The organism is Halomonas urumqiensis, from assembly GCF_003028575.1.
Classification (GTDB): Bacteria; Pseudomonadota; Gammaproteobacteria; order Pseudomonadales; family Halomonadaceae; genus Halomonas; species Halomonas urumqiensis.
The window spans coordinates 88,560-110,225 of record NZ_PYUD01000002.1; the positions used below are offsets into that span (position 1 = coordinate 88,560).

Here is a 21,666-nt window from a genome sequence, read left to right on the forward strand (position 1 = left end):
TGACGATTGCACGCTAATCGGCGATGATGCGCATCCGGTTTTCCTCAGTGCGAGCGACCCAATGAATTCCCCGAATCGCGAGCCGGCCCTTCTCGCAGGGCTCGACGCCTTCACCGACCTGGTCGGGCGCAGTATCGCCTGGCTGGTCGTCGTCATGATGCTGGTGCAATTCATCATCGTGGTAATGCGCTATGTCATCGGTATCCACAGCATCGTGCTGCAGGAATCGGTGATGTACATGCACGCCATGGTCTTCATGCTGGGTGCCGCCTGGACACTGCGCGAAGAGGGACACGTGAGGGTGGATATCTTCTACCGTCGGCTCTCGGCGCGAGGACGTGCCTGGATCGATCTTGCCGGCACCCTGTTCCTGCTGATCCCGGTGGTGCTGTTCATCGCCATCTCGAGCCTTGGGTATGTCAGCAGCAGCTGGTCAATACTGGAGCGGTCCCCCGATGGCGGTATTCCCGGCGTCTTCCTGCTCAAGAGCCTGATACTGGTGATGATGGCATTGATGCTGATTCAGGGCGTGGCCCAGGTGATGCGCCAGGTGATGATCATTCGCCATCGCATGCCGAACCAGACCCCCGACCATGAGGAGCTACTGTGATGGTCGAGAGTCTGTTCGAATTGATGCCGCTGATGCTCTTCGCCTCGGTGTGCGGCGTGTTGATGCTGGGCTACCCGGTGGCCCTGACGCTTGCCGGTACCTCTCTGATCTTCGCCGGTATCGGTTACTTGATGATGCAGTCCGGCATGCCGGTGCCCTTCGAGACACGCTACCTCAGTGCAATGCCCAATCGCCTCTACGGCATCATGACCAACCAGACGCTGCTGGCCGTGCCGCTGTTCGTGCTGATGGGCGTATTGCTGGAGAAGTCACGGGTGGCCGAAACCCTGCTCGACGCCATGGCGCTGGCCTTCGGTGCATTGCGTGGGGGTCTGGGGATCGCCGTGGTACTGGTCGGCATGCTGCTGGCCGCCTCCACCGGCATCGTCGGCGCCACGGTGGTCACCATGGGCCTGCTGTCGCTGCCCACCATGCTCAAGCGCGGCTACTCGCCGGCGCTTGCCACCGGCAGCATCTGCGCCACCGGCACCCTGGGCCAGATCATCCCACCCTCCATCGCCCTGGTACTGCTTGGCGATGTGCTCTCCAATGCCTATCAGCAGGCCCAACTGGCGATGGGCGTGTGGAGCCCCAAGACCCTCTCGGTGGGCGATCTGTTCATCGGTGCGCTGATCCCGGGGCTGCTGCTGGTCGTCGCCTACATCATCTACCTGCTGGTGATTGCCTGGCTGAAGCCCGAGGTGGCGCCGGCATCCGACCGGCAAAGCCTGATGGAAGAACTTGGCCATAGCGGTAGCCTCTGGCCGTTGCTGCTCAAGGGGCTGCTGCCGCCGGTACTGCTGATCGTCGCCGTGCTCGGCTCGATCCTGGGCGGATTTGCGACCCCGACCGAAGCCTCGGCGGTGGGCGCCTTCGGGGCCTTCCTGCTGGCGCTCGCCAACCGGCAGCTCACCCTTGGCATCCTGCGACAGGTGGTGCACTCGACGACACAGGTCACCAGCATGGTGTTCCTGATCCTGATCGGCGCGGCGCTGTTTTCACTGGTATTCCGCGCCTTCGGCGGCGAGGAGCTGGTCATCGAGCTGTTCGAGTCACTGCCGGGCGGCGTGATCGGCGCCACCCTGGTGGTGATGCTGGTGATCTTCCTGCTCGGCTTCATCCTCGACTTCATCGAGATCACCTTCGTGGTGGTGCCCATTGTCGGGCCAGTCCTGCTGGCAATGGGCATCGACCCCATCTGGCTTGGCATCATGATCGCGGTGAACCTGCAGACCTCCTTCCTGACACCTCCGTTCGGTTTCGCATTGTTCTACCTGCGCGGCGTCACGCCACCGTCCGTGCCCACTTCGGCCATCTATCGCGGGGTGATACCGTTCATCATTCTGCAGCTTGGCATGCTGCTGGCACTGGCACTGTTCCCGGGACTTGCCACCTGGCTGCCTTCGGTGCTGTAGCCTTCCGTCAGGGGCATTCAAGCGCACTCCTTCGGGGCATTCAAACGCACAAGGGCGCCAGCCACTGTCGGGCGAGCACGAGCACCACCGCATAGCGCGCCCCCTTGGCCAGGGCGATCAATACGATGGCCCGCCACCAGGGCAAACGCAGCACCCCGGCCAGCACCGTGAGCGGATCACCGATCAGCGGTACCCAGCTGGCAAGCAGGCTCCACTCGCCGAAACGCAGGTACCAGCGCTCGGCGCGAGCAAGCTGGGTGGGCGATGCGGGAAACCAGCGACGTTCCTGGAAACGCCTTGCGTAACGGCCAAGCCAAACGTTGACCAGGCTGCCCAACGTATTGCCCAGGGTGGCCACCGCCCATAGCGCGGCGGGGGATTCACCCAGACACCACAAGCGCGCCAACCAGACCTCGGAGCCCCCTGGCAGCAGGGTGGCACTGGCAAAGGCGACCAGAAACAGGCTCAGCATGTCGCCGGGCACTCAGCCACGCAACCGCGATACGATGACACCATGACGCACACTTCTCCCCACACGGGCACCTCCAGCATTCCCAACGTGCTGACCATTGCCGGCTCCGACCCAAGCGGCGGCGCCGGTATCCAGGCCGACCTAAAGACCTTCTCGGCGCTTGGCACCTATGCTACCAGCGTGATCACCGCGCTCACCGCACAGAACACCCAGGGGGTGCGAGGTGTGCATCCGGTACCGGCCGCGTTCATCGCCACCCAGCTCGAGACACTGCTCGACGATGTGCGGCTCGATGCAGTAAAGATCGGCATGGTCGCCAGTCGCGAGGTAGCCGACGTGATTGCCGATCTCCTGACCCGGCGACGTCCGCGCTGGATCGTGCTCGACCCCGTGATGGTAGCCAAGAGCGGCGACGTGCTGGTAGACGATGCCGGTATTCGCGCGGTACGCGAGATCCTGGTGCCGCTAGCCGACCTGATCACTCCCAACCTGCCCGAGGCCGCGGTGCTGCTCGACAAGCCCACGCCCCGCAGTCGAGCGGAGATGATGGCCATGGTACCAGCGCTGCGTGACCTGGGCGCGGGTGGGGTGCTGCTCAAGGGCGGCCACCTGGACGATGCGCAATGCCCGGACCTGCTGATTCGCGCACCAACCGCCGACTGGCTGGAAGGCCCGCGCATTGACACCCGCAACCTGCACGGGACCGGCTGCAGCCTGTCGTCGGCGATCACCGCCCGGTTGGCGCGTGGTGATGATCTACCCACCGCCGTGGCAACCGCAAAAGCCTGGCTGGCCGACGCCCTGTCAGCCAGCCATCGGCTCGATGTGGGCCAGGGGCATGGCCCGGTACACCACTTCCATGCCTGGTGGTAACGCGTTTCCCTTGCAGGGTCGCCGCTTGCCTCCCATCCTGAAGATCCACACCCGCGGGATGTCACTCCCGCTTGCCGCGTGATCTGGAGGGATGCCCCATGACCCGGACCCTGCTGTTCGCCTGTGACCTCTCTGCCGAGAATCGTGCCGCCTTCGCCCGTGCCGTGCGCCTGGCGCTGGAATCCGGCGCCCGCCTCGATGTCATCCATGTGCTGGACCCGTACCTTCCCAGGCGGGTGCTCCACGACCTCGAGGAAGCCGTGGTCGCCGACATGCAGAGCATGCTGACCGATATTCGTGAGGACTACGCACTGTCCGAGCCCGAGATGCTGCTGCAGACAGTCACCGGTGCCCCTTACGCCGAGATCATTCGCGAGGCCCATGAGCGCGAGGTGGACATGATCGTGCTGGGCGGTCATCGCAAGCGCGGCCAACCCGACCTGGTCGCTGGCACCACGCTTGCCAGGGTGCTGCGCAGTGCGCCCTGCCCGGTACTCTCGGTGAGTCACCTGGCAAGTCAGGATTGGCAAAACATCCTGGTGCCCGTGGACTTCTCGCTGACTTCACGCCATACCCTGCGCGAAACCCTCAAGCGTTTCCCCGAGGCACACCTGACCCTGCTCCACGCCTGGGACGTTCCTGGTGAACGGGAGCTTGGCTCGAATGGCGACTATGCCCGTTGGCGAGACCGTGAAGTGGCACGCCTGCGCAACCAGCTCGAGCGCGAGACCGAGGCGTTGATGAGCGAGCTCGATGACGTACCCGATCTGGAACTGGTGCTGGAACAGGGTGACCCCCTGGAGGTGCTGATGAACCGCCTGCGCCGCCAGCCACCGGACCTCCTGGCACTGGGCAGCCGTGGGCAGTTGGGCCGTGCAAGCCAGATCACCGAGCACCTGCTGGCCGAGCCACACTGCGACATCATGTTGTGCCGCGCCTGGTGAACCTTGGAACGTGCAGCGTTTGGCATCGCACGAAGCGATACAGAACTTGTACATGGTTTTGCTGTCTGCACAAGACAGCCAATCCTGACAGGAGCCTTCGACATGATGCCCTTGCTTTGTCGCCATATGCTGGTCCCGCTGGCGCTGGCACTGGCCAGCTGGGTAGCGCTCGCCCCCACGGCCTACGCCGCTGACACGGTAGACGTCAAAGGAGCGCGTTTCGAAACGCAGCTCGAGTCAGAGGGGCAAGCCTACCAGATGATCGGCCACGGCCTGTTTCGCTACATGATATGGAATGCCTATGCTGGCGCCTATTATCAGCCCAGCGACCAGCCCGAGGCGGCCCCTTTATCCGATGTACCACGTCGATTGGAACTCGAATATTTCCACGCTATCGAGGCCGATGACTTTGCCGGGGTGACACGCGACAGCGTGCGTGAACGCCTTGGTGACGCGGCCTACCGGGAATTACTGCCAACCCTCAACGCCTTCACGCGCGCCTACCAAAGCGTCGAGCCCGGCGACCGCTACGCACTGACCTGGAACGGCGACGCCCTGACGCTTGCGCTCAATGGCCAGCGAGTTTACGAGGGCGACGACCCGCAACTGGCGCGTGCGCTGTTCGCCATCTGGCTGGGTGACCAGCCGTTGAAGGAGAGTTTTCGCAACGACCTGCTGGGCAGGCGTTGATCTCGGCCCCCCAGGCCAACACGTGGGGCGTGATAGGCTGGTTCGCAAGAGGGTGAGCAGCGGATTGCAGAGAGCGGAAGATGAAAGCACTGATTCAGCGCGTCAGGCGAGCAAGTGTCGAGGTCGATGGGCGAGAGGTGGGGGCCATCGGCCATGGCCTGCTGGCGCTGGTTGGCGTCGAGAAGGGTGACGATGAGGCCGCCGCCGAGAAACTGCTGCACAAACTCCTGCATTACCGAGTCTTCGCCGATGCCGACGACAAGATGAATCTCGATCTACGCCAGGTCGAGGGTGGCCTGCTGCTGGTCTCCCAGTTCACACTCGCCGCCGATACCCGCAAAGGGCTGCGGCCGAGCTTTTCCAGCGCCGCGCCGCCGGCCCAGGGCGAACGGCTGTTCCACTACCTGCTCGACAGTGCCCACGCCGCCTGGCCGAATGTCGCCAGTGGCGAATTCGCCGCCGACATGCAGGTGGCACTGGTCAACGACGGGCCGGTGACCTTCCTGCTCGAGAGCTGAGCCGGCTGCCAGCCCGGTCGGCTCATTGCAACTGGCCCGCGGCTTGCCCGGCGCCGCACACCCAAGGACAAGCCACAGAGTCATCCCGCACTCGCAGCTTGGCGCTCGGCACTTTCCAGTGCCTCCTCGGCATCCAGCCATGCGGCCTCCAGGTCGTCCAGGCGTGACTTGAGCTCGCCCTGGCGGGACAGCGTCGCGGTCAGCTCCTCCTTGCGGGCCGGGTCGGTGTAGAGCTCGGGGTCGCCAAGCGCGTCCTCCACCTCGGTCAGCTCGGACTGCACCTTCTCCATGGCCTTCTCCGCCTGATCGCGCTTGCGTTTGAGCGGGCGCAGCGACTCGCGCAACTCGGCGGCGGCGCGCCGGGCGGCCTTGCGGTCCTCCTTGGGCGCCGTGCTCTCCTCCTGGCGCTCGGCCTTGTCGGCGCGGGCATCGCGGCGCTCGCCCTCGAGGCGCGCCTTCAGCCATGCACGGTAGTCCTCCAGGTCACCATCGAAGGGCGCCACACGATGGTCGGCGACCCGCCAGAACTCGTCTACCGTGGCACGCAACAGGTGGCGGTCGTGGGAGACGATGATCACCGTCCCCTCGAAACTCGCCAGCGCCTCGGTCAGCGCTTCGCGCATCTCCAGATCCAGATGGTTGGTGGGCTCATCGAGCAGCAGCAGGTTGGGCTTTTTCCAGGCCACCAGCGAGAGCGCCAGGCGCGCCTTCTCGCCGCCCGAGAAACGCCCCACTTCACCGAAGGCATCGTCGCCCTGAAAGCCGAAACCCCCTAGGAAATTACGAATTTCCTGATCGCTGGCCCGTGGCGAGAGGCGCTGCACGTGCATGAAAGGTGTCGAGGCAAGATCCAGGCTTTCGAGCTGGTGCTGGGCGAAGTAGCCGATCGCCAGGTGCTCGCCCGGCACCCGCTTGCCGGCCAGCAATGGCAACTCTCCGGTCAACGACTTGATCAGTGTCGACTTGCCGGCCCCGTTGGGGCCAAGCAGGCCAATGCGCTGCCCCGGCAAAAGGGTCACCTTCACCTTGTCGAGCTGGGCTGTCTCCTCGCCGGCCTCATCACGGTAGCCAAGTCGCGCCTCATCCAGCACCAGCAAGGGGTGGGAAGTCTTGTCGGCCGAGGGCAGGGTGAAGTGAAAAGGCGAGTCGGCATGAGCCACGGCGATGTCGCCCATGCGTTCGAGCGTTTTCAAGCGGCTCTGGGCCTGGCGTGCCTTGTTGGCCTGATAGCGAAAACGTGCCACGAAGCGCTCGATCTCCTCGCGACGCGCCTGCTGCTTGGCGGCCTCGGCCTGCTGCAGCGCCAGCTTCTCGGCTCGGGTGCGTTCGAAGGTGGAGTAATTGCCGCGGTAGATCACCAGCTTGCGGCGGTCGAAATGCACGATGTGGTCACACACCGCATCGAGGAAATCGCGGTCGTGGGAGATCAACAGCAGGGTACCGGGATAACGCACGAGCCACTGTTCCAGCCATAACAGGGCATCGAGATCCAGATGGTTGGTGGGCTCGTCCAGCAACAACAGATCCGACGGCATGAACAGCGTACGCGCGAGATTGACACGCATACGCCAACCGCCGGAAAAATCGGATAACGGCCGCTCGAGATCCGTCTGGGCAAAGCCCAGGCCCACCAACAGTTGGGCGGCGCGCGCCGGGGCGCTGTAACCATCCAGTGCCTCGATCGCCCCATGCAGCTCGGCCTCACGGTGAGCGTCGTTGCTCGTCTGTGCAGTGGCAAGGGCCGCTTGTGTCTGGCGAAGCTCAAGATCGCCATCCAGCACGTACTCGACGATCGGACGGTCAAGCGAGTCGATCTCCTGGGCCATATGGGCGATGCGCTGCCCACCGCTCATTTCCACCGCGCCCTGATCGGGCGCGAAAGTGCCCAGCAGCAGGCCGAACAGGCTGGACTTGCCGGCGCCGTTGGCGCCAACGATGCCCGCCTTGTGGCCAGCGTGCAGGGTCAGGTCGGTCTCTTCGAGCAGGCGCTCGGTGCCGCGTTGCAGGGAAACTTGGCGCAGTGCGATCATGCTGGCTCCACGGGCAATACATGAGACCGTCGCTATCGCTGCGACAGCCGAAAGATGGATACCGATTCTACCGAATTGCCAAGCGTTCTGCGGGCTCGGCTCACCCAAAACCCGCTGTGGGACTTCGCCGTGGCGTTTTACGGCCAGCCGGACATCGAAGCCGCTTGTCTCACGCTTCAGGACGAAGCGGGAGTCGATGTCTGCGAACTGCTATGGCACTGCTGGCTCATGTGGCATGGCCTGACCCTGACCACAAGCACTGAGGCGCTCTCGAGCATCGGGACCTGGCAGCGGGAGGTAACTGTGCCGTTACGCCAGCTGCGGCGCCAATTGAAAGCCCAGGCAAACACCAATGATCGGGTGGCGAAGTTGCGCGAAACCCTCAAGCAGGCCGAGCTTCAGGCCGAACGTGAAACCCTGGCACGGCTGGAAAATCTGGCGCTGCAAAGCGACCTCAGGGTGTTGTCGTGCGAGGCTCAAGGTGCCGGAAAACATCTTGCGCAAATGCTGCAACTACAGAAAAAATCTCATCTTTCAACGCTTCAGACGCTGATTGCCCGCCTTGACCCTCCCACAAGCCCACGCTAGCCTGAAAATAGGCATGCAGGCATTCGGCCTGCGTTATGTCTGGCAATTTCCTTGGATCTTGACCAGCCAACCTGCGAGGGGAAGACAAGAATGAAAGCAACCAAGCTGTTGACCACGGCAACCATTGGCGCCCTGGTATTCGGCATGTCAGCCGCCGCACACTCCGACAACTGGCGCTATGCCCACGAGGAGTATGAAGGTGATGTGCAGGATGTCTTTGCCTATGCCTTCAAGGATTACATCGAAGAGAATTCCGACCACACCATCCAAGTATACCGCTTCGGTGAACTGGGTGAGTCCGACGACATCATGGAGCAGACCCAGAACGGCATCCTGCAGTTCGTCAACCAGTCGCCCGGCTTTACCGGTTCATTGATTCCTGAGGCACAGATCTTCTTCATTCCCTATCTGCTGCCCACCGATGAAGAGACCGTTCTCGAGTTCTTCGACGAGAGCAAGGCCATCAATGAGATGTTCCCCGAGCTCTACGCCGAGCAGGGTCTCGAGCTACTCAAGATGTACCCTGAGGGTGAGATGGTCGTGACCGCCGATGAGCCGGTCACCTCGCCGGAAGGCTTCGAGAACAAGAAGATCCGCACCATGACCAACCCGCTGCTGGCGGAGACTTACAATGCCTTCGGCGCAACGCCTACCCCGCTGCCCTGGGGCGAGGTCTATGGTGGCCTGCAGACCGGTATCATCGATGGCCAGGAAAACCCGATCTTCTGGATCGAGTCCGGCGGCCTGTATGAAGTGTCTCCGAACCTGATCTTCACCGGCCACGGCTGGTTCACCACCGCCATGATGGCCAACCAGGACTTCTTCGAAGGCCTGTCCGACGAGGACAAGCAGCTGGTGCGCGATGCGGCCGATGCGGCCTACGACCACACCATCGAGCACATCCAGGGCCTGGCCGAGGAGTCTCTGGAGAAGATCCAGGCAGCGTCGGACGAGGTCACCGTCACGCGCCTCAACGAGGAGCAGATCCAGGCCTTCCGTGAACGCGCCCCGCAAGTCGAGGAAGAGTTCATCGACATGACCGGCGAGCGTGGCCAGGAACTGCTCGACCAGTTCAAGGCCGACCTCGAAGCCGTGACCGGCGAGTGACCCTCCCGACACGATGAGACCAGCAGGGGGGTGGCCCACCCGGGCCACCCCCCTGTGCGTTGTTAGCCAGGTGACTATGCAGCGAATCGCTCACGTCGCCTTCATCCCGTCAGGTTTCACCTACACGGCAGCGTCCACCCAGCGTTGATGTCTGGGGCGAAGTGACCGGATATTGGCGCGTATGCTGATCGTGGGGAACCCGATGTTCTCTCGTCACACGCTGGAGGGAGTGCGGTCATGACTGACGAAGAGTCCGAAAAAAACTACAGCTCGAGCCTGCCGGGTTTTCTTGGGACCATCGATACCTTCATCAGCAAGGTGGAGGCGGTGATCCTGGCACTCGGTGTACTGTTGATGGCGCTCAACACCGTCACCAACGTCATTGCCCGATTCGTTTTCGGCAACAGTATTTTCTTTTCCGGCGAGATAAATCGCATTCTGATCATCATGATCACCTTCGCCGGTATCGGCTATGCCGCCCGGCACGGTCGACACATTCGTATGTCGGCGATCTACGATGCGCTACCGGTGGGTGGACGCAAGGTACTGATGATCTGCATTTCATTCTTCACCTCGCTGGTGATGTTCTTCCTGCTCTACTACTCGATCGTTTACATCCTCGATCTTCAGTCGAAAGGCAGGATCCTGCCAGCGCTGGGCTTCCCGATCTGGATCATCTACGTCTGGGTGCCCATGGGCTTTCTGATCACCGGTATCCAATATCTGCTGACCGCGATCAAGAACCTGACGTCAAAAGATGTCTATCTATCGACCGGGGTCGTCGATGGTTACAAGGATACGGAAACGGAAGTTTGACGCAGGGCGAAACGCTCAGGGGAATGCACCATGACGACAATAATGGTTACCACCATGATCGCCCTGCTGTTGCTGGGCTTTCCGATGATGATCCCGCTGATATCCGCAGCGGTCATCGGCTTCTACATGATGTTCAATGGTCTGGGCAACATGGATACGCTAATCCAGCAGATGATGGCGGGCATCCGCCCGGCGTCGCTGATTGCCGTGCCGATGTTCATCCTGGCCGCCGACATCATGACACGCGGCCAGTCGGCCGAGCGCCTGATCAACATGGTGATGTCCTTCATCGGCCATGTGAAAGGCGGCCTTGCGGTCAGTACCGCGGCATCCTGCACGCTGTTCGGGGCGGTATCCGGTTCCACCCAGGCCACAGTGGTGGCGGTAGGCTCCCCGCTACGCCCCAAGCTGCTCAAGGCGGGGTACTCCGACTCCTTCTCGCTGGCGCTGATCATCAACTCCAGTGATATCGCCTTCCTGATCCCGCCAAGTATTGGCATGATCATCTACGGTGTGATCTCGGGAACGTCCATCGGCGAGCTGTTCATCGCCGGTATCGGGCCAGGCCTTCTGATCCTGTTGATGTTCTCCATCTACTGCGTGATCTATGCCACGGTGCGCAAGGTGCCCACCGAGCAGAAGGCCTCCTGGGGCGAGCGCCTGTCGGCCGTGCGCATGGCACTGTGGCCGCTTGGCTTCCCGGTGATCATCGTTGGCGGCATCTACGGGGGCATTTTCAGCCCCACCGAGGCGGCCGCCGCCTGTGTTCTGTATGCCATTCTGCTGGAGTTCGTGGTATTCCGCTCATTGCAGTTGAACCACATCTACGCCATCGCCAAATCCACCGGCCTGATCACCGCGGTGGTATTCATCCTTGTGGCCGTTGGCAACGGCTTCTCGTGGATCATCTCCTTCGCCCAGATTCCACAAACCATCCTCGAGGCGGTGGGGATCAACGAGGCCGGGCCGGTCGGGGTGCTGATCGCGATCTGTATCGCCTTCTTCGTGGCCTGCATGTTCGTCGACCCGATCGTGGTCATCCTGGTGCTGACGCCGATCTTCGCCCCGGCCGTCGCGGCCACCGGGCTGGACCCCGTGCTGGTCGGCATCCTGATCACGCTGCAGGTGGCGATAGGGTCGGCGACCCCCCCCTTCGGGTGCGACATCTTCACCGCCATCGCCATCTTCAAGCGTCCTTACTGGGATGTGATCAAGGGCACACCCCCTTTCGTGCTGATGCTGGTGAGCGCCGCCGCGTTGATCATCATGTTCCCGCAGATTGCGCTGTTCCTGCGCGACCTGGCGTTCCGCTGATCCACTGAATCACGAGGAGATTGACGATGTTCAATCGAATACTGGTACCGGTGGATGGGTCCAAAGGTGCCCTCAAGGCGCTGGAAAAGAGTGCTGCCCTGCAGTTGCTGACCGGTGCGGAGCTCTATGTGCTGTGTGTGTTCAAGCACCACAGCCTGCTCGAGGCGTCACTGTCCATGGTGCGCCCGGACCGGCTCGAGATCCCCGATGACGCCCTCAAGGCCTATGCCACCGAGATCGCGGTCCAGGCCAAGTCCCATGCCATGGAACTTGGCGTGCCGGCCGAGAAGCTGCGTGCCTTCGTCAAGGGAGGACGGCCCTCGCGCACCATCGTGCGCTTTGCCCGCAAGCGGGAATGCGATCTCATCATGATCGGCGCCCAGGGCACCAATGGCGACAAGAGCCTGCTGCTTGGCAGCGTGGCCCAGCGGGTTGCCGGTTCCGCGCACTGCCCCGTGATGGTGGTGTGATCCGGGGCATGCTTCAGCCATTGGTGCTGGAGGGAAGAACAGCCACTGCTGGTTGACGACTACAGCTTGACGACATCACCACTCCTGCCGGGCCGGTTCGGCATTCGTTGAAGCGAATGCGGAACTGGCCCGGCCCTGTTAGAGTCCCATGAATTCCCAACCACCGATGGCGAGTCGCGCCGAACCACAAGGCTCACCCATGTCACGAGACGTATTCATGAAACGACTGCTCACCACCGCTTCCCTTACCGCCCTGCTTGCCAGTGCACCCCTGGTGATGGCCCAGGCACCCGAGTCCGACGAGGAACGCCTTGGCTACAGCCTCGGGGTGACCTTGGGCCAGAGCATCCAGCAGGATGTCGACGAGCTCGACGTGGATGCCTTCACCCAAGCGATTCGGGATGTCTTCGACGGTGGCGAGCTGGCCATGAGCGATGAGGAGATGGCCGAGGCGCTGATGAGCTTCCAGCAGGAAGCGATGGCCGCCCGTGAAGCTGAAGCGCAGGAACAGGCAGAAACCAACCGCGCCGAGGCGGAAGCCTACCTGGCCAGCCATGCCGAGCAGGAAGGTGTCGAGATTACCGACTCTGGCCTGCAGTATCGCGTGCTGGAATCCGGTGATGGCGCGACCCCCGGTGCCGAGGACAGCGTCGAGGTACATTACGAAGGCACCATGACCGACGGCAGCGTGTTCGACAGCTCCTACGAGCGCGGCGAATCCGTCACGTTCCAGGTCGACCAGGTCATCGAAGGTTGGCAGGAAGCCCTGCAGATGATGAGCGTCGGTGACACCTGGGAGATCGTGATTCCCGCCGAGCTCGCCTATGGCGAACAAGGGCAAGGCCCCATCGGCCCCCATGAAACATTGATCTTCAAGGTCGAGCTGCTCGACGTTGCCAACGACTGACGAGCCTTCATGACACCTTCCAACACGCTTGCCGCCAGCCTTGCCCTTGCAGGGCTGGCGGCCTTGCCTGCGTCGGCTCAGACCCCGCCGGACCTCCCTCGCCTGGCCATCGACCCCTCCGATATCAGTGTCATAGGGGTCTCCTCGGGTGGTTATATGGCGACCCAGCTTGCGGTTGCCTGGCCAGAGCGTTTCCAGGGGCTTGGCGTGTTGGCGGCAGGGCCCTGGTCATGTGCGCGAGGGGCTCTACGCCTGGCACTTGGCCAGTGCATGACAGACCGCCTTGGCGAACCCGATCTCGACGAGCTGGCCACGCGACACGCAGGCTACCTGAGGCGTGACCTGGTGGGGCAGCCGGAAGACCTGGCAAGGCTACGGTTGTTCATCTGGCATGGCGGTGAAGATGAGGTCATGGCCCCGGGATTGAGCGAGGCCCTGGCAGAGCAGTTCCGGGGCTGGCTTGCTGATCCGGACGATCAGCTCCTGCTGCTGAAGAGCGAGGAGGTCGGCCACGGCTGGCCTATCGGCCTGCGTGCCAAGCCTGTTCCAGCCACTGAACTTGCCGATTGTCACGTGGGTGAAGGTAGCCACCTGCTGGCCTGCGACCTGGATATCGCCGGCCAGGCATTGGAGTTTGTGCATGGTGAACTCGAACCACCGGCCGACGAGGCGAGTGGCCGCTTGATCAGCTTCGACCAGGGCGAGGTTGCCGATGCCAAGGGGCTAGCCGATAGCGGCTACCTGTACATACCGGAAGTATGTGATGAAGGCGGCTGCGGCCTGACCATGGCGCTGCACGGCTGTGGCATGGGCGCGGAGCAGATCGACGACACCTTCGTGCGCTATAACGGGCTCAACGAGTGGGCGGACACCAACCGCCGCGTAGTGATCTATCCACAGGTGGAGACCAGCATGGCCAATCCCCAGGGTTGCTTCGACTGGTGGGGATACGCGGAGAGCACCTGGCAGCTCGACCCCCTGCATGACAGCCGCCAAGGCACTCAGGTCAGCGCCTTGATGGCGATGCTTGAGCGCCTCGAGGAGTCGCCAGGCGACTGAGGCCTCTCCCCCAGCGCTTTAGCTGCCAAGCTCAGTCTGAAGCGCCGACAGCAAGGCGTGGGGAGTGGGCGAGTAGAGCACCCGCTTTTGCACCACGCCATCTCGGTCGACAAGATAGAGCGATGAGCTGTGATCGACCGTGTAATCCATCGCCGAATCCGGTGTCTGTACCTTGCGCCATACCACGCCGTAGCGTTCGGCAAGTTCCTCGAGCTGCTGCTGGCTGCCGGTGGCGCCGATGAACCGGTCGCCGAAGTAGGCGATGTATTCGTCCAACCGCTCGAGCGTATCACGCTCGGGGTCGACCGATATCAGCAGCGGCACCACACGATCCCGCTGATCCTCGTTCAGTTCCGCCATGGCCTGGCGTACCACCGACATGCTCATCGGGCAGACATCCGGGCAGTAGGTGTACCCGAAGAACAGCACCGCGAGTTGATCGTCATCGAGCTGGCTAAGCGAGAAGTCACCGTCGGTGGAAGGCAGTTCGACTGGTCCTCCCTGGATCTCGCTGCCGCTCGCCGCCACCACTTGCTGCTGGTACCAGAAGTAGCCTCCCGCACCCACCATCAACACGATGGCCGCAAGCCCAAACCAGATTGCCTGTCGCTTCATGGTGCCTGTCTCTCCACATCGAAATCGAATTGGCCGCCCACTCTACCGTTGGCAGTGGTCGCCACCACCCTGGCCTGCCAGGGCATCACGGATTCGGTACACAGCGACACCTGGCCATGGCCACGAAACACACCGTCAGCATCGCGGGCAAGAGGGAAACGGTGCAGCCCCATGTCCATGTCGCGGCCGACGAACTCGACCATCACCGACTCGGCCTCCACAGACGCCAGGCTGACGCTGAGCGGCACTCTTTCGAGTGCATGTATCGCACCGTCCGAGCCCATCTCGAAGGTGACAAGCCGCTCTTCCGCCGTCGCCGTGCAGGGACCCACGTGCAGATCACAAGGCGTCTCGACAGCGAGCCAGCTCATATCTCCCCCGCCGCGCAGACTGTAACTGGTCAGGTACCAGAGTGCCACGACCGCGGCGGCCAGCGTCAACAACATCAGCACCCTCAACAACGGGGGGTGGATAACAGGAGACGAGGAGGAGTCGGATGGAGGCATGATGACCAAAGAGGCACTTCACTAGGGGCCGAATGTCGGTAAGCTTACCAGCATTTGCCCATGGCCGACTGTGCAAGGATGTCGCAGGCCATTCACCGTTCGCCATTCACTGTTAACACACCAGGAGCTAGCAACATGGAAGGGGTGGCTAATGCATTGGGACCGCTGTTTATGTTGATCCTGCTGGGAGCGGCACTGGGGGTCACTCGCCAGCCGGGCGGCGACTTCTGGCCACGCCTGGAACGACTGATCTACTTCCTGCTGTTCCCCGCCATGCTGATCGCTACCCTGGCAAGCGCCGATGTCAGCCAGGTGCCGCTGGTTCGCGTCGCTATCGTGCTGCTTGGAGCAATGATGCTGTTGGCGATCGCGCTCTGGGCGTTGCGTGGCTGGTTTCACCTGGAACCGGCGGCCTTCACCTCGGCCTTCCAGGGCTCGTTGCGCTTCAATACCTATGTCGGCGTGGCGGCTGCCGCAGCGCTGCACGGTGGCCCAGGTGCCACGGTGGCAGCCGTGGCGGTGGCGCTGATGGTGCCGTTGGTCAACGTGCTGTGCGTGATCAGTTTCATCGCCGCCGGCACGTTGGGCGCCTCGAGCCTGACCGCAAGCCTGGTAGCGCTGGCGCGCAATCCGCTGATTCTGGCCTGTCTGATCGGCATCGGCCTGAATCTCAGCGGCATCGGGCTGCCCGGCTGGAGCCAGGCCAGTATGGAGCTACTGGGGCGTGCCGCCTTGCCGCTGGGCCTGGTCGCGGTGGGGGTAGCGTTGCGCCCCACCGCGTTGCTGCGGCTGGACCGTGGCGTGTGGTTGACCAACCTGGTCAAGCTGGTGCTGATGCCGGCGCTGGTACTCGGGCTTGCCCTGTTGTTGCAGCTCGACCCCATCAGCCGCGATGTGGCGCTGCTGTTCGCCGCCCTGCCCACTGCTACCTCCGCCTATATCCTGGCCCGGCAGATGGGTGGGGATGCCGAGTTGATGGCCGCATTGATCACCGGCCAGACGCTGTTGGCGATGCTGACCCTGCCCCTATGGCTAAAGTTAGCCGGTTAACGACATCTGCTTAACGATACTGGGTTCACGATGTTCGGTTCACGATGCCGGGTTCACAACAGACTGCCAATAAAAAAGCGTCTCATTTGTGTTGACAGGTTAAATGAGAATGATTACCTTTAATCCAGTGGCGTTGATGAGGCGCCACTGCCAGGGCAGGGCCCGCCAGTCTCCTGCCGTGGTTTCTCCCTCTCATTAGCTAGTCACGGTCTTGCCCGCCCCCTCCGAGGGGCGGTTTTTTTGTGCGACGACTTTTCATGCGATTGCCTGCCATCCTGCTGGCTTGGCAGGACGCCACTCACACAGCCAAGGCTTCCGCCCGGCCAGGCGAAAACCTGGAGTGCATGGACGGAGACTCAGTCTTCGCGGCGGTAGATCAGGTCCCAGACGCCGTGGCCAAGCTTTTCGCCGCGCGCCTCGAACTTGGTCAGCGGGCGAAACTCGGGGCGCGGCACATAGGGGGCCGTGTCCGGCGTGGCGGTGTTGGCGTAACCCGGGGCGCCATCCATCACTTCCGCCATCCACTCGGCGTAGGCCTGCCAGTCGGTGGCCAGGTGGAAGGTACCGCCGGGCTTGAGCCGGGTGCGGATCAACTCGACGAAGGCCGGCTGAACGATACGCCGCTTGTGGTGCTTCTTCTTCGGCCAGGGGTCGGGAAAGAACAGCTGCAGGGTGTCGATGCTGCCCTCGGGCAGGCCCTGCTCCAGCACCGCCAAGGCGTCCTCGCGATACACCCGCACGTTGGCAAGCCCGCGCTTGTCGGCTTCGTCCAGCAGCTTGCCGACGCCCGGCGCATGCACCTCGATCCCGATGAAATCGGTCTCGGGGTGACGCTCGGCCTGCTCGACCAGTGAGGCGCCCATGCCGAAACCGATCTCCACCACGCGTGGTGCCCGGCGCCCGAACAGTGCGTCGAGGTCCTGGCGACGCTCGGCAAGGGTCAGCCCCAGGCGTGGCCATACCTCCTCGAGCCCACGGGTCTGGGCCTGGGTCATGCGCCCGGCACGCAGCACGTAGCTCTTGATGCCGCGGCGATGCAAGGGGGCATCCGGACCTTCGGGGCCTGTGGTCGGGGCAATGTCGTCGCGTGGCTGGTCATTCATGGGGCGATACGGGCTCTCTTTGGGCGGTACAGGGCCATTCGGCTAGACAGGACATTCAGACGTCGAACGAGACATTCAACCGTTGATACGTCCGGCGAACGGCGAGGAAGGGTCGGCAGTCTGGCGACGCGGCATGCGGCCGGCCAGGAACGCTTCGCGCCCTGCCTCGACGGCCTTCTTCATGGCGCTTGCCATCAATACGGGCTGGCGGGCGTTGGCGATGGCGGAGTTCATCAATACGCCGTCGCAACCAAGCTCCATGGCCATGGCAGCGTCGGAGGCAGTGCCGATCCCGGCATCCACCAGCACCGGCACATTGGCGTGCTCGATGATCAGCCGGATGTTGTGCGGGTTCTGGATACCGTGGCCGGAGCCGATCAACGAGCCCAAGGGCATGATCGCGCAGCAGCCCAGACGCTCCAGCTCACGGGCAACGATCGGGTCGTCGCTGGTGTAGACCATCACGTCGAAGCCGTCGTTGATCAACTCCTCGGCAGCGGCCAGGGTCTCCACCACGTTCGGGTAAAGCGTGCTGTCGTCGCCCAGCACCTCGAGCTTCACCAGCCGGTGACCGTCGAGCAGTTCGCGCGCCAGCTTGCAGGTGCGCACCGCATCGCGGGCGGTGTAACAACCGGCGGTATTGGGCAACAGGGTGAACCGCTCCGGCGGCACCACGTCGAGCAGGTTGGGCTCGCCGGCCTGCTGACCAAGGTTGGTGCGGCGCACGGCGAAGGTCACCACGTTGGCGCCGCTGGCCGCGATGGCCTCGCCGGTTTCGTCGAAATCGCGGTACTTGCCGGTGCCAACCAGCAGGCGGGACGAGAACTCGCGCCCGGCGATGCGCAGGGGCTGGTCCTGGATGAAATCTGTCATGGCGTGAGCCTCTTCTGATTGACGTCTAACCGCCCCCGATGGCGTGCACGACTTCGACCCTGTCGCCCTCGCCGAGGGGAGTCGCGGCATGCTCGCTTCTGGGAACGATCTCTTCATTGACCTCCACGGCGATACGCCGACCGGTCAGCCCCAGGGACTCGACCAGTTGGGCGATCGTGAGGTCGGGCGCCAGGGTGTGGGCCTCGCCATTCAGCGTGATATGCATGGCGTCCTCTCTACGCTCGGATCGTGACGGTGATCAGTGGATGATTCGGGCCGACAATTGTAGCCGAGTCGAGCTTGCCAGGGTACGGTGTGCAGCGATTCAAACACCGGGAGACGTGACATGCAGGATCGAGGCTGGTGGTTGACGGCGGCGATGTCCGGCGCGCTGGTGGTCATCGCCGGTGCCTTTGGCGCCCATGCGCTTGAAGGCCAACTGGCCCCACGGCTTGCTGCGGCCTTCGAGACCGGGGTGCGCTACCAGGCATGGCATACCCTGGCCCTGCTGGCGGTACTCGCCTGGCGGGCCAGCACCCCACTGCCCTGGCAACGGCTGGCCATGGGGCTATGGGTGACCGGTACCCTGCTGTTCACAGGTTCGCTGATTGCCCTGGCGTTGAGCGGCATCGGCGCACTGGGAATGATCACCCCCCTCGGTGGTGTGCTGATGATCGCCGGTTGGCTGGCACTGGCGGTCTGTGTGCTGTGCGCGCAACGCTCTCGCTAAGCCAGCGATTCCATTCTGAAGAGACTCGATCCCGTTCTGGCAGCATTCAATCCCAGTCCGGCAATACTCAATCTCGGTCCGGTAATACTTAATCTCGATCCGGTAATACATAGGTGGCGGTGACCAACGCAACCGGCCGGTCATCGCCAGACGAGAACAACTGGACCTCGCCCACCGCCAGCCGGCTGCCCAGCTTCAGAATGCGCGCGTTGGCGATTACATCGCGGTCGCCTCTCGGCCGACGCAGAAAGCGGCAGTGAAGATCGCTCGTCACCGCCATCGGCTCGGGGCCGATCTGCGCCAGAATCGCCACATACAAGCAGACATCGGCAAGCCCCATCAATGTCGGGCCGGAGACACTGGCGCCAGGGCGCAGGTGCTCGTCGTCGATGGCCAGGCTCATGGTCGCCCGCATCTCGTCGACGCCTTCGATGGTGCCGGTGCGCTGGGGAAAGACCTCATCGAGAAAATCCTCGATGGCGGCGGCGGTCATCACGGTCATGGGCGCGCTCCCTGTCGCAAGTCTAGGTCTCGAGCTGGTCAGTTGACGCCAACATAACGCAAAGCGCCCCGGGCAGATAGCCGGGGCGCAGCGTTGCGTCGTGGGCGGCGAGGTTTAACTCGCCTTGTGCACTGCACGCCAATGGTGCAGCAGCGGCTCAGTGTAACCGGCGGGCTGCACGCGGCCCTTGAACACCAGGTCGCAGGCGGCCTTGAAGGCCGTCGAGGCCTCGAAGTCGGCACTCATCGCGGTGTACTCGGGGTCACCGGCATTCTGCCCGTCGACCACCTCGGCCATGCGCTCGAGCGTCTTCTGCACACGCTCGGCATCCACGACACCATGGTGCAGCCAGTTGGCGATGTGCTGGCTGGAAATCCTCAGGGTAGCGCGGTCTTCCATCAGGCCCACGTTGTGGATATCCGGCACCTTGGAACACCCCACGCCGTGTTCGACCCAGCGCACCACGTAACCGAGGATGCCCTGGCAGTTGTTATCGAGCTCCTGCTGGATCTCCTCATCGGACCAGTTGGCCTCGGCGGCCACAGGCACGCTCAGCAGGTCATCCAGCAGCTTCTCGCGCTGCGCCTGCTCACCCTGGGCCTCCAGCTCCCGTTGGATGGCATCGACATCCACCTGGTGGTAGTGCAACGCATGCAACGCAGCCGCCGTGGGTGACGGCACCCAGGCGGTGTTGGCGCCGGCCTTGGGGTGGCCGATCTTCTGCTCGAGCATCGCCGCCATCAGGTCCGGCATCGCCCACATGCCCTTGCCGATCTGGGCGCGACCGCGCAGGCCACAGGCCAGGCCGACCTGAACGTTGCTGCGCTCGTAGGCGGTGATCCAGGCGGCGTTCTTCATGTCGCCCTTGCGAATCATCGGGCCTGCTTCCATGGCGGTGTGCATCTCATCGCCGGTGCGGTCGAGGAAGCCGGTGTTGATGAACACCACACGCGAGGTCGCCTCGTTGATGCACGCCTTGAGGTTGATCGAGGTACGACGCTCCTCGTCCATGATGCCCATCTTGAGGGTATCGCGAGTCATGCCGAGAACATCCTCGACGCGCCCGAACAGCTCGTTGGCGAACGCCACTTCCCTGGGGCCATGCATCTTGGGCTTGACGATGTACATGGAGCCGCTGCGCGAATTGCGCGGCTCACCCTTGCCCTTGTTGAGGTCGTGCAAGGCGATCAGGCCAGTGACGATGCCATCGAGAATACCTTCCGGCAGTTCGTTGCCATCGGCATCGAGCACCGCCGGGGTGGTCATCAGGTGACCGACGTTACGCACGAACATCAGCGAACGGCCCGGCAGGGTGACGGTCTCGCCATCGCTGTTGGTCCAGGTGCGGTCGGCATTCAGGCGGCGCGTGATGGTCTTGTCGCCCTTAGCCACCTGCTCTTCCAGGTCGCCTTTCATCAAGCCAAGCCAGTTGCGGTAGACACCGATCTTGTCCTCGGCATCCACCGCGGCCACCGAATCTTCGCAATCCATGATTGTGGTCACCGCCGCCTCGACCACCACGTCCTTGACGCCGGCCGGGTCGGTCTTGCCGATCGGGTGGCTCGGATCGAGCTGAATGTCCAGATGCAGGCCATGATTGACCAGCAGGATGGAATCGGGCTTGGCGGCGTCGCCATTGAAGCCGACCAGCTTGCCCGGGTCCTTGAGGCCAGTCTCTCGGCCACCTTCGAGAGTCACCACCAGATGGCCATCACGCAGCGCGTATTTCACTGCATCGCGGTGCGAGCCGGTGGCCAGCGGCGCGGCACGGTCGAGCACGCCCCGCGCATAGGCGATGACCTTCTGGCCACGCTTGGGGTTGAAGCTGGACCCTTTCTCGGCACCGCCTTCCTCCGAGATCGCGTCGGTGCCATAGAGGGCATCGTACAGGCTGCCCCAACGGGCATTGGCGGCGTTCAGCGCATACCGCGCGTTGCTGACCGGCACCACCAGCTGCGGGCCGGCTTGTGCGGCGATCTCACGATCGACATTGGCGGTGGTTACCTCGACCTTGGCTGGCGCCTCGACCAGGTAGCCGATCTCCTTCAGAAACGCTCGGTAGCCCGCCATGTCACCCACCGGGCCTGGGTTTTCGCGGTGCCAGGCATCGAGCTTTTCCTGCAGGCGATCACGCTCGGCGAGTAGTTCGCGGTTTTTCGGGGTCAAATCATGAAACAGTGCATCGACGCCAGTCCAGAAGGCTTCGGCATCGACGCCGGTTCCCGGAAGTGCCTGCTCATTGATGAAACGGTCGAGTTCAGCGGCCACCTGGAGGCGGTGGCGAGTGACACGTTGGGTCATGGTGTACTCCTCGTGCTTGGCAACCGGCTGCCTCGCGTGCCGGGCCGCCGGAAACTGGTTGGGGGATGACTGCGTAGGGACAATTTTGTGGAAATTAGTTCCACATGTAAACCCGCAAAGGGCATCAAGGGGCGTGAGCTAGACCAAAAGATAACACCGAATCCGGGTCTCAC

24 protein-coding genes are annotated in these 21,666 nt (G+C 63.0%); 15 read left to right on the forward strand and 9 right to left on the reverse strand.

The window, feature by feature from the left end:
- Positions 1-61: 61 nt before the first annotated feature.
- Both C6V82_RS07735 and C6V82_RS07740 read left to right on the forward strand, forming a co-directional pair.
- The gene (locus C6V82_RS07735; RefSeq protein ID WP_102586805.1) at positions 62-610 is read left to right on the forward strand and encodes a TRAP transporter small permease subunit; all 549 of its coding nucleotides are present in this window, start codon (positions 62-64) and stop codon (positions 608-610) included.
- Positions 610-2,025 carry a TRAP transporter large permease gene (locus C6V82_RS07740; RefSeq protein ID WP_102586804.1) on the forward strand — a complete coding sequence of 472 codons (1,416 nt, stop codon included), beginning with the start codon at positions 610-612 and terminating at the stop codon, positions 2,023-2,025. The genes C6V82_RS07735 and C6V82_RS07740 overlap by 1 nt, the downstream gene beginning before the upstream one ends.
- 40 nt (positions 2,026-2,065) lie before the next feature.
- Here the strand turns inward: C6V82_RS07740 and C6V82_RS07745 are convergent, their stop codons facing one another.
- The gene (locus C6V82_RS07745; protein WP_102586803.1) at positions 2,066-2,497 is read right to left on the reverse strand and encodes a YqaA family protein; all 432 of its coding nucleotides are present in this window, start codon (positions 2,495-2,497) and stop codon (positions 2,066-2,068) included.
- 42 nt (positions 2,498-2,539) lie between these two features.
- Between C6V82_RS07745 and thiD the strand changes: the two genes are divergently transcribed.
- From thiD to dtd, 4 genes are all read left to right on the forward strand, one after another.
- Entirely contained in the window at positions 2,540-3,370 is an 831-nt protein-coding gene (gene thiD / locus C6V82_RS07750; RefSeq protein WP_102586802.1) for a bifunctional hydroxymethylpyrimidine kinase/phosphomethylpyrimidine kinase, read from the forward strand.
- 98 nt (positions 3,371-3,468) lie between these two features.
- Positions 3,469-4,314 carry a universal stress protein gene (locus C6V82_RS07755; protein ID WP_102586801.1) on the forward strand — a complete coding sequence of 282 codons (846 nt, stop codon included), beginning with the start codon at positions 3,469-3,471 and terminating at the stop codon, positions 4,312-4,314.
- Between the two features lie 102 nt (positions 4,315-4,416).
- Positions 4,417-5,004, forward strand: a complete 588-nt coding sequence (locus C6V82_RS07760; RefSeq protein ID WP_229843127.1) for a chalcone isomerase family protein — start codon at positions 4,417-4,419, stop codon at positions 5,002-5,004.
- A gap of 80 nt (positions 5,005-5,084) precedes the next feature.
- Positions 5,085-5,522, forward strand: coding sequence for a D-aminoacyl-tRNA deacylase (gene dtd / locus C6V82_RS07765; RefSeq protein WP_102586800.1), 438 nt, complete (start codon positions 5,085-5,087; stop codon positions 5,520-5,522).
- A gap of 80 nt (positions 5,523-5,602) precedes the next feature.
- Here the strand turns inward: dtd and C6V82_RS07770 are convergent, their stop codons facing one another.
- The gene (locus C6V82_RS07770; protein ID WP_102586799.1) at positions 5,603-7,552 is read right to left on the reverse strand and encodes an ATP-binding cassette domain-containing protein; all 1,950 of its coding nucleotides are present in this window, start codon (positions 7,550-7,552) and stop codon (positions 5,603-5,605) included.
- 54 nt (positions 7,553-7,606) lie between these two features.
- Here C6V82_RS07770 and C6V82_RS07775 point away from each other — a divergent pair, with 54 nt between their 5' ends.
- From C6V82_RS07775 to C6V82_RS07805, 7 genes are all read left to right on the forward strand, one after another.
- Positions 7,607-8,140, forward strand: a complete 534-nt coding sequence (locus C6V82_RS07775) for a TIGR02444 family protein (protein WP_102586798.1) — start codon at positions 7,607-7,609, stop codon at positions 8,138-8,140.
- Between the two features lie 90 nt (positions 8,141-8,230).
- Positions 8,231-9,247, forward strand: coding sequence for a TRAP transporter substrate-binding protein (locus C6V82_RS07780; RefSeq protein ID WP_102586797.1), 1,017 nt, complete (start codon positions 8,231-8,233; stop codon positions 9,245-9,247).
- A gap of 237 nt (positions 9,248-9,484) precedes the next feature.
- On the forward strand, positions 9,485-10,063 hold the full coding sequence (locus C6V82_RS07785; protein WP_102586796.1) for a TRAP transporter small permease: 579 nt from the start codon (positions 9,485-9,487) through the stop codon (positions 10,061-10,063).
- Between the two features lie 30 nt (positions 10,064-10,093).
- Positions 10,094-11,377: a TRAP transporter large permease gene (locus C6V82_RS07790; protein ID WP_102586795.1), complete on the forward strand. Its 1,284-nt coding sequence runs from the start codon at positions 10,094-10,096 to the stop codon at positions 11,375-11,377.
- A gap of 26 nt (positions 11,378-11,403) precedes the next feature.
- The gene (locus tag C6V82_RS07795; protein WP_102586794.1) at positions 11,404-11,847 is read left to right on the forward strand and encodes a universal stress protein; all 444 of its coding nucleotides are present in this window, start codon (positions 11,404-11,406) and stop codon (positions 11,845-11,847) included.
- 217 nt (positions 11,848-12,064) lie between these two features.
- Positions 12,065-12,754: a BamJ family beta-barrel-assembly machinery protein gene (locus C6V82_RS07800; protein ID WP_102586793.1), complete on the forward strand. Its 690-nt coding sequence runs from the start codon at positions 12,065-12,067 to the stop codon at positions 12,752-12,754.
- Between the two features lie 9 nt (positions 12,755-12,763).
- A complete protein-coding gene (locus tag C6V82_RS07805) occupies positions 12,764-13,813 on the forward strand; it encodes an alpha/beta hydrolase family protein (protein WP_102586792.1) in 1,050 nt (349 codons plus the stop codon).
- Positions 13,814-13,831: 18 nt separating this feature from the next.
- On the opposite strand, the gene C6V82_RS07810 is transcribed toward C6V82_RS07805, so the two are convergent.
- Both C6V82_RS07810 and C6V82_RS07815 read right to left on the reverse strand, forming a co-directional pair.
- Positions 13,832-14,428, reverse strand: a complete 597-nt coding sequence (locus tag C6V82_RS07810; RefSeq protein ID WP_102586791.1) for an SCO family protein — start codon at positions 14,426-14,428, stop codon at positions 13,832-13,834.
- Positions 14,425-14,874 (reverse strand): hypothetical protein, encoded by a 450-nt coding sequence (locus C6V82_RS07815; protein ID WP_229843129.1) that lies wholly within the window; start codon positions 14,872-14,874, stop codon positions 14,425-14,427. The genes C6V82_RS07810 and C6V82_RS07815 overlap by 4 nt, the downstream gene beginning before the upstream one ends.
- 195 nt (positions 14,875-15,069) lie before the next feature.
- Between C6V82_RS07815 and C6V82_RS07820 the strand changes: the two genes are divergently transcribed.
- Complete coding sequence (locus tag C6V82_RS07820) at positions 15,070-15,984, forward strand: AEC family transporter (protein WP_102586790.1); 915 nt, start codon at positions 15,070-15,072, stop codon at positions 15,982-15,984.
- Between the two features lie 356 nt (positions 15,985-16,340).
- Here the strand turns inward: C6V82_RS07820 and trmB are convergent, their stop codons facing one another.
- The 3 genes from trmB to thiS form a co-directional block, all read right to left on the reverse strand.
- Positions 16,341-17,087 carry a tRNA (guanosine(46)-N7)-methyltransferase TrmB gene (trmB, locus tag C6V82_RS07825; RefSeq protein ID WP_102586789.1) on the reverse strand — a complete coding sequence of 249 codons (747 nt, stop codon included), beginning with the start codon at positions 17,085-17,087 and terminating at the stop codon, positions 16,341-16,343.
- A 75-nt stretch (positions 17,088-17,162) separates the two neighbouring features.
- Positions 17,163-17,960, reverse strand: coding sequence for a thiazole synthase (locus C6V82_RS07830; RefSeq protein WP_102586788.1), 798 nt, complete (start codon positions 17,958-17,960; stop codon positions 17,163-17,165).
- Positions 17,961-17,985: 25 nt separating this feature from the next.
- On the reverse strand, positions 17,986-18,186 hold the full coding sequence (gene thiS, locus C6V82_RS07835) for a sulfur carrier protein ThiS (RefSeq protein ID WP_102586787.1): 201 nt from the start codon (positions 18,184-18,186) through the stop codon (positions 17,986-17,988).
- Positions 18,187-18,306: 120 nt separating this feature from the next.
- On the opposite strand from thiS, the gene C6V82_RS07840 reads away from it, so the two are divergent.
- Positions 18,307-18,690: a DUF423 domain-containing protein gene (locus C6V82_RS07840; RefSeq protein WP_102586786.1), complete on the forward strand. Its 384-nt coding sequence runs from the start codon at positions 18,307-18,309 to the stop codon at positions 18,688-18,690.
- Between the two features lie 88 nt (positions 18,691-18,778).
- Here C6V82_RS07840 and C6V82_RS07845 read toward each other — a convergent pair whose 3' ends face one another.
- Entirely contained in the window at positions 18,779-19,192 is a 414-nt protein-coding gene (locus tag C6V82_RS07845) for a PaaI family thioesterase (protein WP_102586785.1), read from the reverse strand.
- Positions 19,193-19,306: 114 nt separating this feature from the next.
- Entirely contained in the window at positions 19,307-21,493 is a 2,187-nt protein-coding gene (locus C6V82_RS07850; protein WP_102586784.1) for a malate synthase G, read from the reverse strand.
- Positions 21,494-21,666: the final 173 nt, after the last annotated feature.

Bases quoted from the DNA above. Each gene is read 5' to 3' on its own strand.
- C6V82_RS07850 (WP_102586784.1), bottom strand. From the start codon at position 21,493: ATGACCCAACGTGTCACTCGCCACCGCCTCCAGGTGGCCGCTGAACTC.
- C6V82_RS07815 (WP_229843129.1), bottom strand. From the start codon at position 14,874: ATGTTGTTGACGCTGGCCGCCGCGGTCGTGGCACTCTGGTACCTGACC.
- C6V82_RS07830 (WP_102586788.1), bottom strand. From the start codon at position 17,960: ATGACAGATTTCATCCAGGACCAGCCCCTGCGCATCGCCGGGCGCGAG.
- C6V82_RS07745 (WP_102586803.1), bottom strand. From the start codon at position 2,497: ATGCTGAGCCTGTTTCTGGTCGCCTTTGCCAGTGCCACCCTGCTGCCA.
- C6V82_RS07735 (WP_102586805.1), top strand. From the start codon at position 62: ATGAATTCCCCGAATCGCGAGCCGGCCCTTCTCGCAGGGCTCGACGCC.
- C6V82_RS07800 (WP_102586793.1), top strand. From the start codon at position 12,065: ATGAAACGACTGCTCACCACCGCTTCCCTTACCGCCCTGCTTGCCAGT.
- C6V82_RS07805 (WP_102586792.1), top strand. From the start codon at position 12,764: ATGACACCTTCCAACACGCTTGCCGCCAGCCTTGCCCTTGCAGGGCTG.
- C6V82_RS07740 (WP_102586804.1), top strand. From the start codon at position 610: ATGGTCGAGAGTCTGTTCGAATTGATGCCGCTGATGCTCTTCGCCTCG.
- dtd (WP_102586800.1), top strand. From the start codon at position 5,085: ATGAAAGCACTGATTCAGCGCGTCAGGCGAGCAAGTGTCGAGGTCGAT.
- C6V82_RS07845 (WP_102586785.1), bottom strand. From the start codon at position 19,192: ATGACCGTGATGACCGCCGCCGCCATCGAGGATTTTCTCGATGAGGTC.
- thiD (WP_102586802.1), top strand. From the start codon at position 2,540: ATGACGCACACTTCTCCCCACACGGGCACCTCCAGCATTCCCAACGTG.
- C6V82_RS07775 (WP_102586798.1), top strand. From the start codon at position 7,607: ATGGATACCGATTCTACCGAATTGCCAAGCGTTCTGCGGGCTCGGCTC.
- C6V82_RS07770 (WP_102586799.1), bottom strand. From the start codon at position 7,552: ATGATCGCACTGCGCCAAGTTTCCCTGCAACGCGGCACCGAGCGCCTG.
- C6V82_RS07780 (WP_102586797.1), top strand. From the start codon at position 8,231: ATGAAAGCAACCAAGCTGTTGACCACGGCAACCATTGGCGCCCTGGTA.
- C6V82_RS07795 (WP_102586794.1), top strand. From the start codon at position 11,404: ATGTTCAATCGAATACTGGTACCGGTGGATGGGTCCAAAGGTGCCCTC.
- C6V82_RS07760 (WP_229843127.1), top strand. From the start codon at position 4,417: ATGATGCCCTTGCTTTGTCGCCATATGCTGGTCCCGCTGGCGCTGGCA.
- C6V82_RS07810 (WP_102586791.1), bottom strand. From the start codon at position 14,428: ATGAAGCGACAGGCAATCTGGTTTGGGCTTGCGGCCATCGTGTTGATG.
- trmB (WP_102586789.1), bottom strand. From the start codon at position 17,087: ATGAATGACCAGCCACGCGACGACATTGCCCCGACCACAGGCCCCGAA.
- C6V82_RS07840 (WP_102586786.1), top strand. From the start codon at position 18,307: ATGCAGGATCGAGGCTGGTGGTTGACGGCGGCGATGTCCGGCGCGCTG.
- C6V82_RS07755 (WP_102586801.1), top strand. From the start codon at position 3,469: ATGACCCGGACCCTGCTGTTCGCCTGTGACCTCTCTGCCGAGAATCGT.
- C6V82_RS07790 (WP_102586795.1), top strand. From the start codon at position 10,094: ATGACGACAATAATGGTTACCACCATGATCGCCCTGCTGTTGCTGGGC.
- C6V82_RS07785 (WP_102586796.1), top strand. From the start codon at position 9,485: ATGACTGACGAAGAGTCCGAAAAAAACTACAGCTCGAGCCTGCCGGGT.
- C6V82_RS07820 (WP_102586790.1), top strand. From the start codon at position 15,070: ATGGAAGGGGTGGCTAATGCATTGGGACCGCTGTTTATGTTGATCCTG.
- thiS (WP_102586787.1), bottom strand. From the start codon at position 18,186: ATGCATATCACGCTGAATGGCGAGGCCCACACCCTGGCGCCCGACCTC.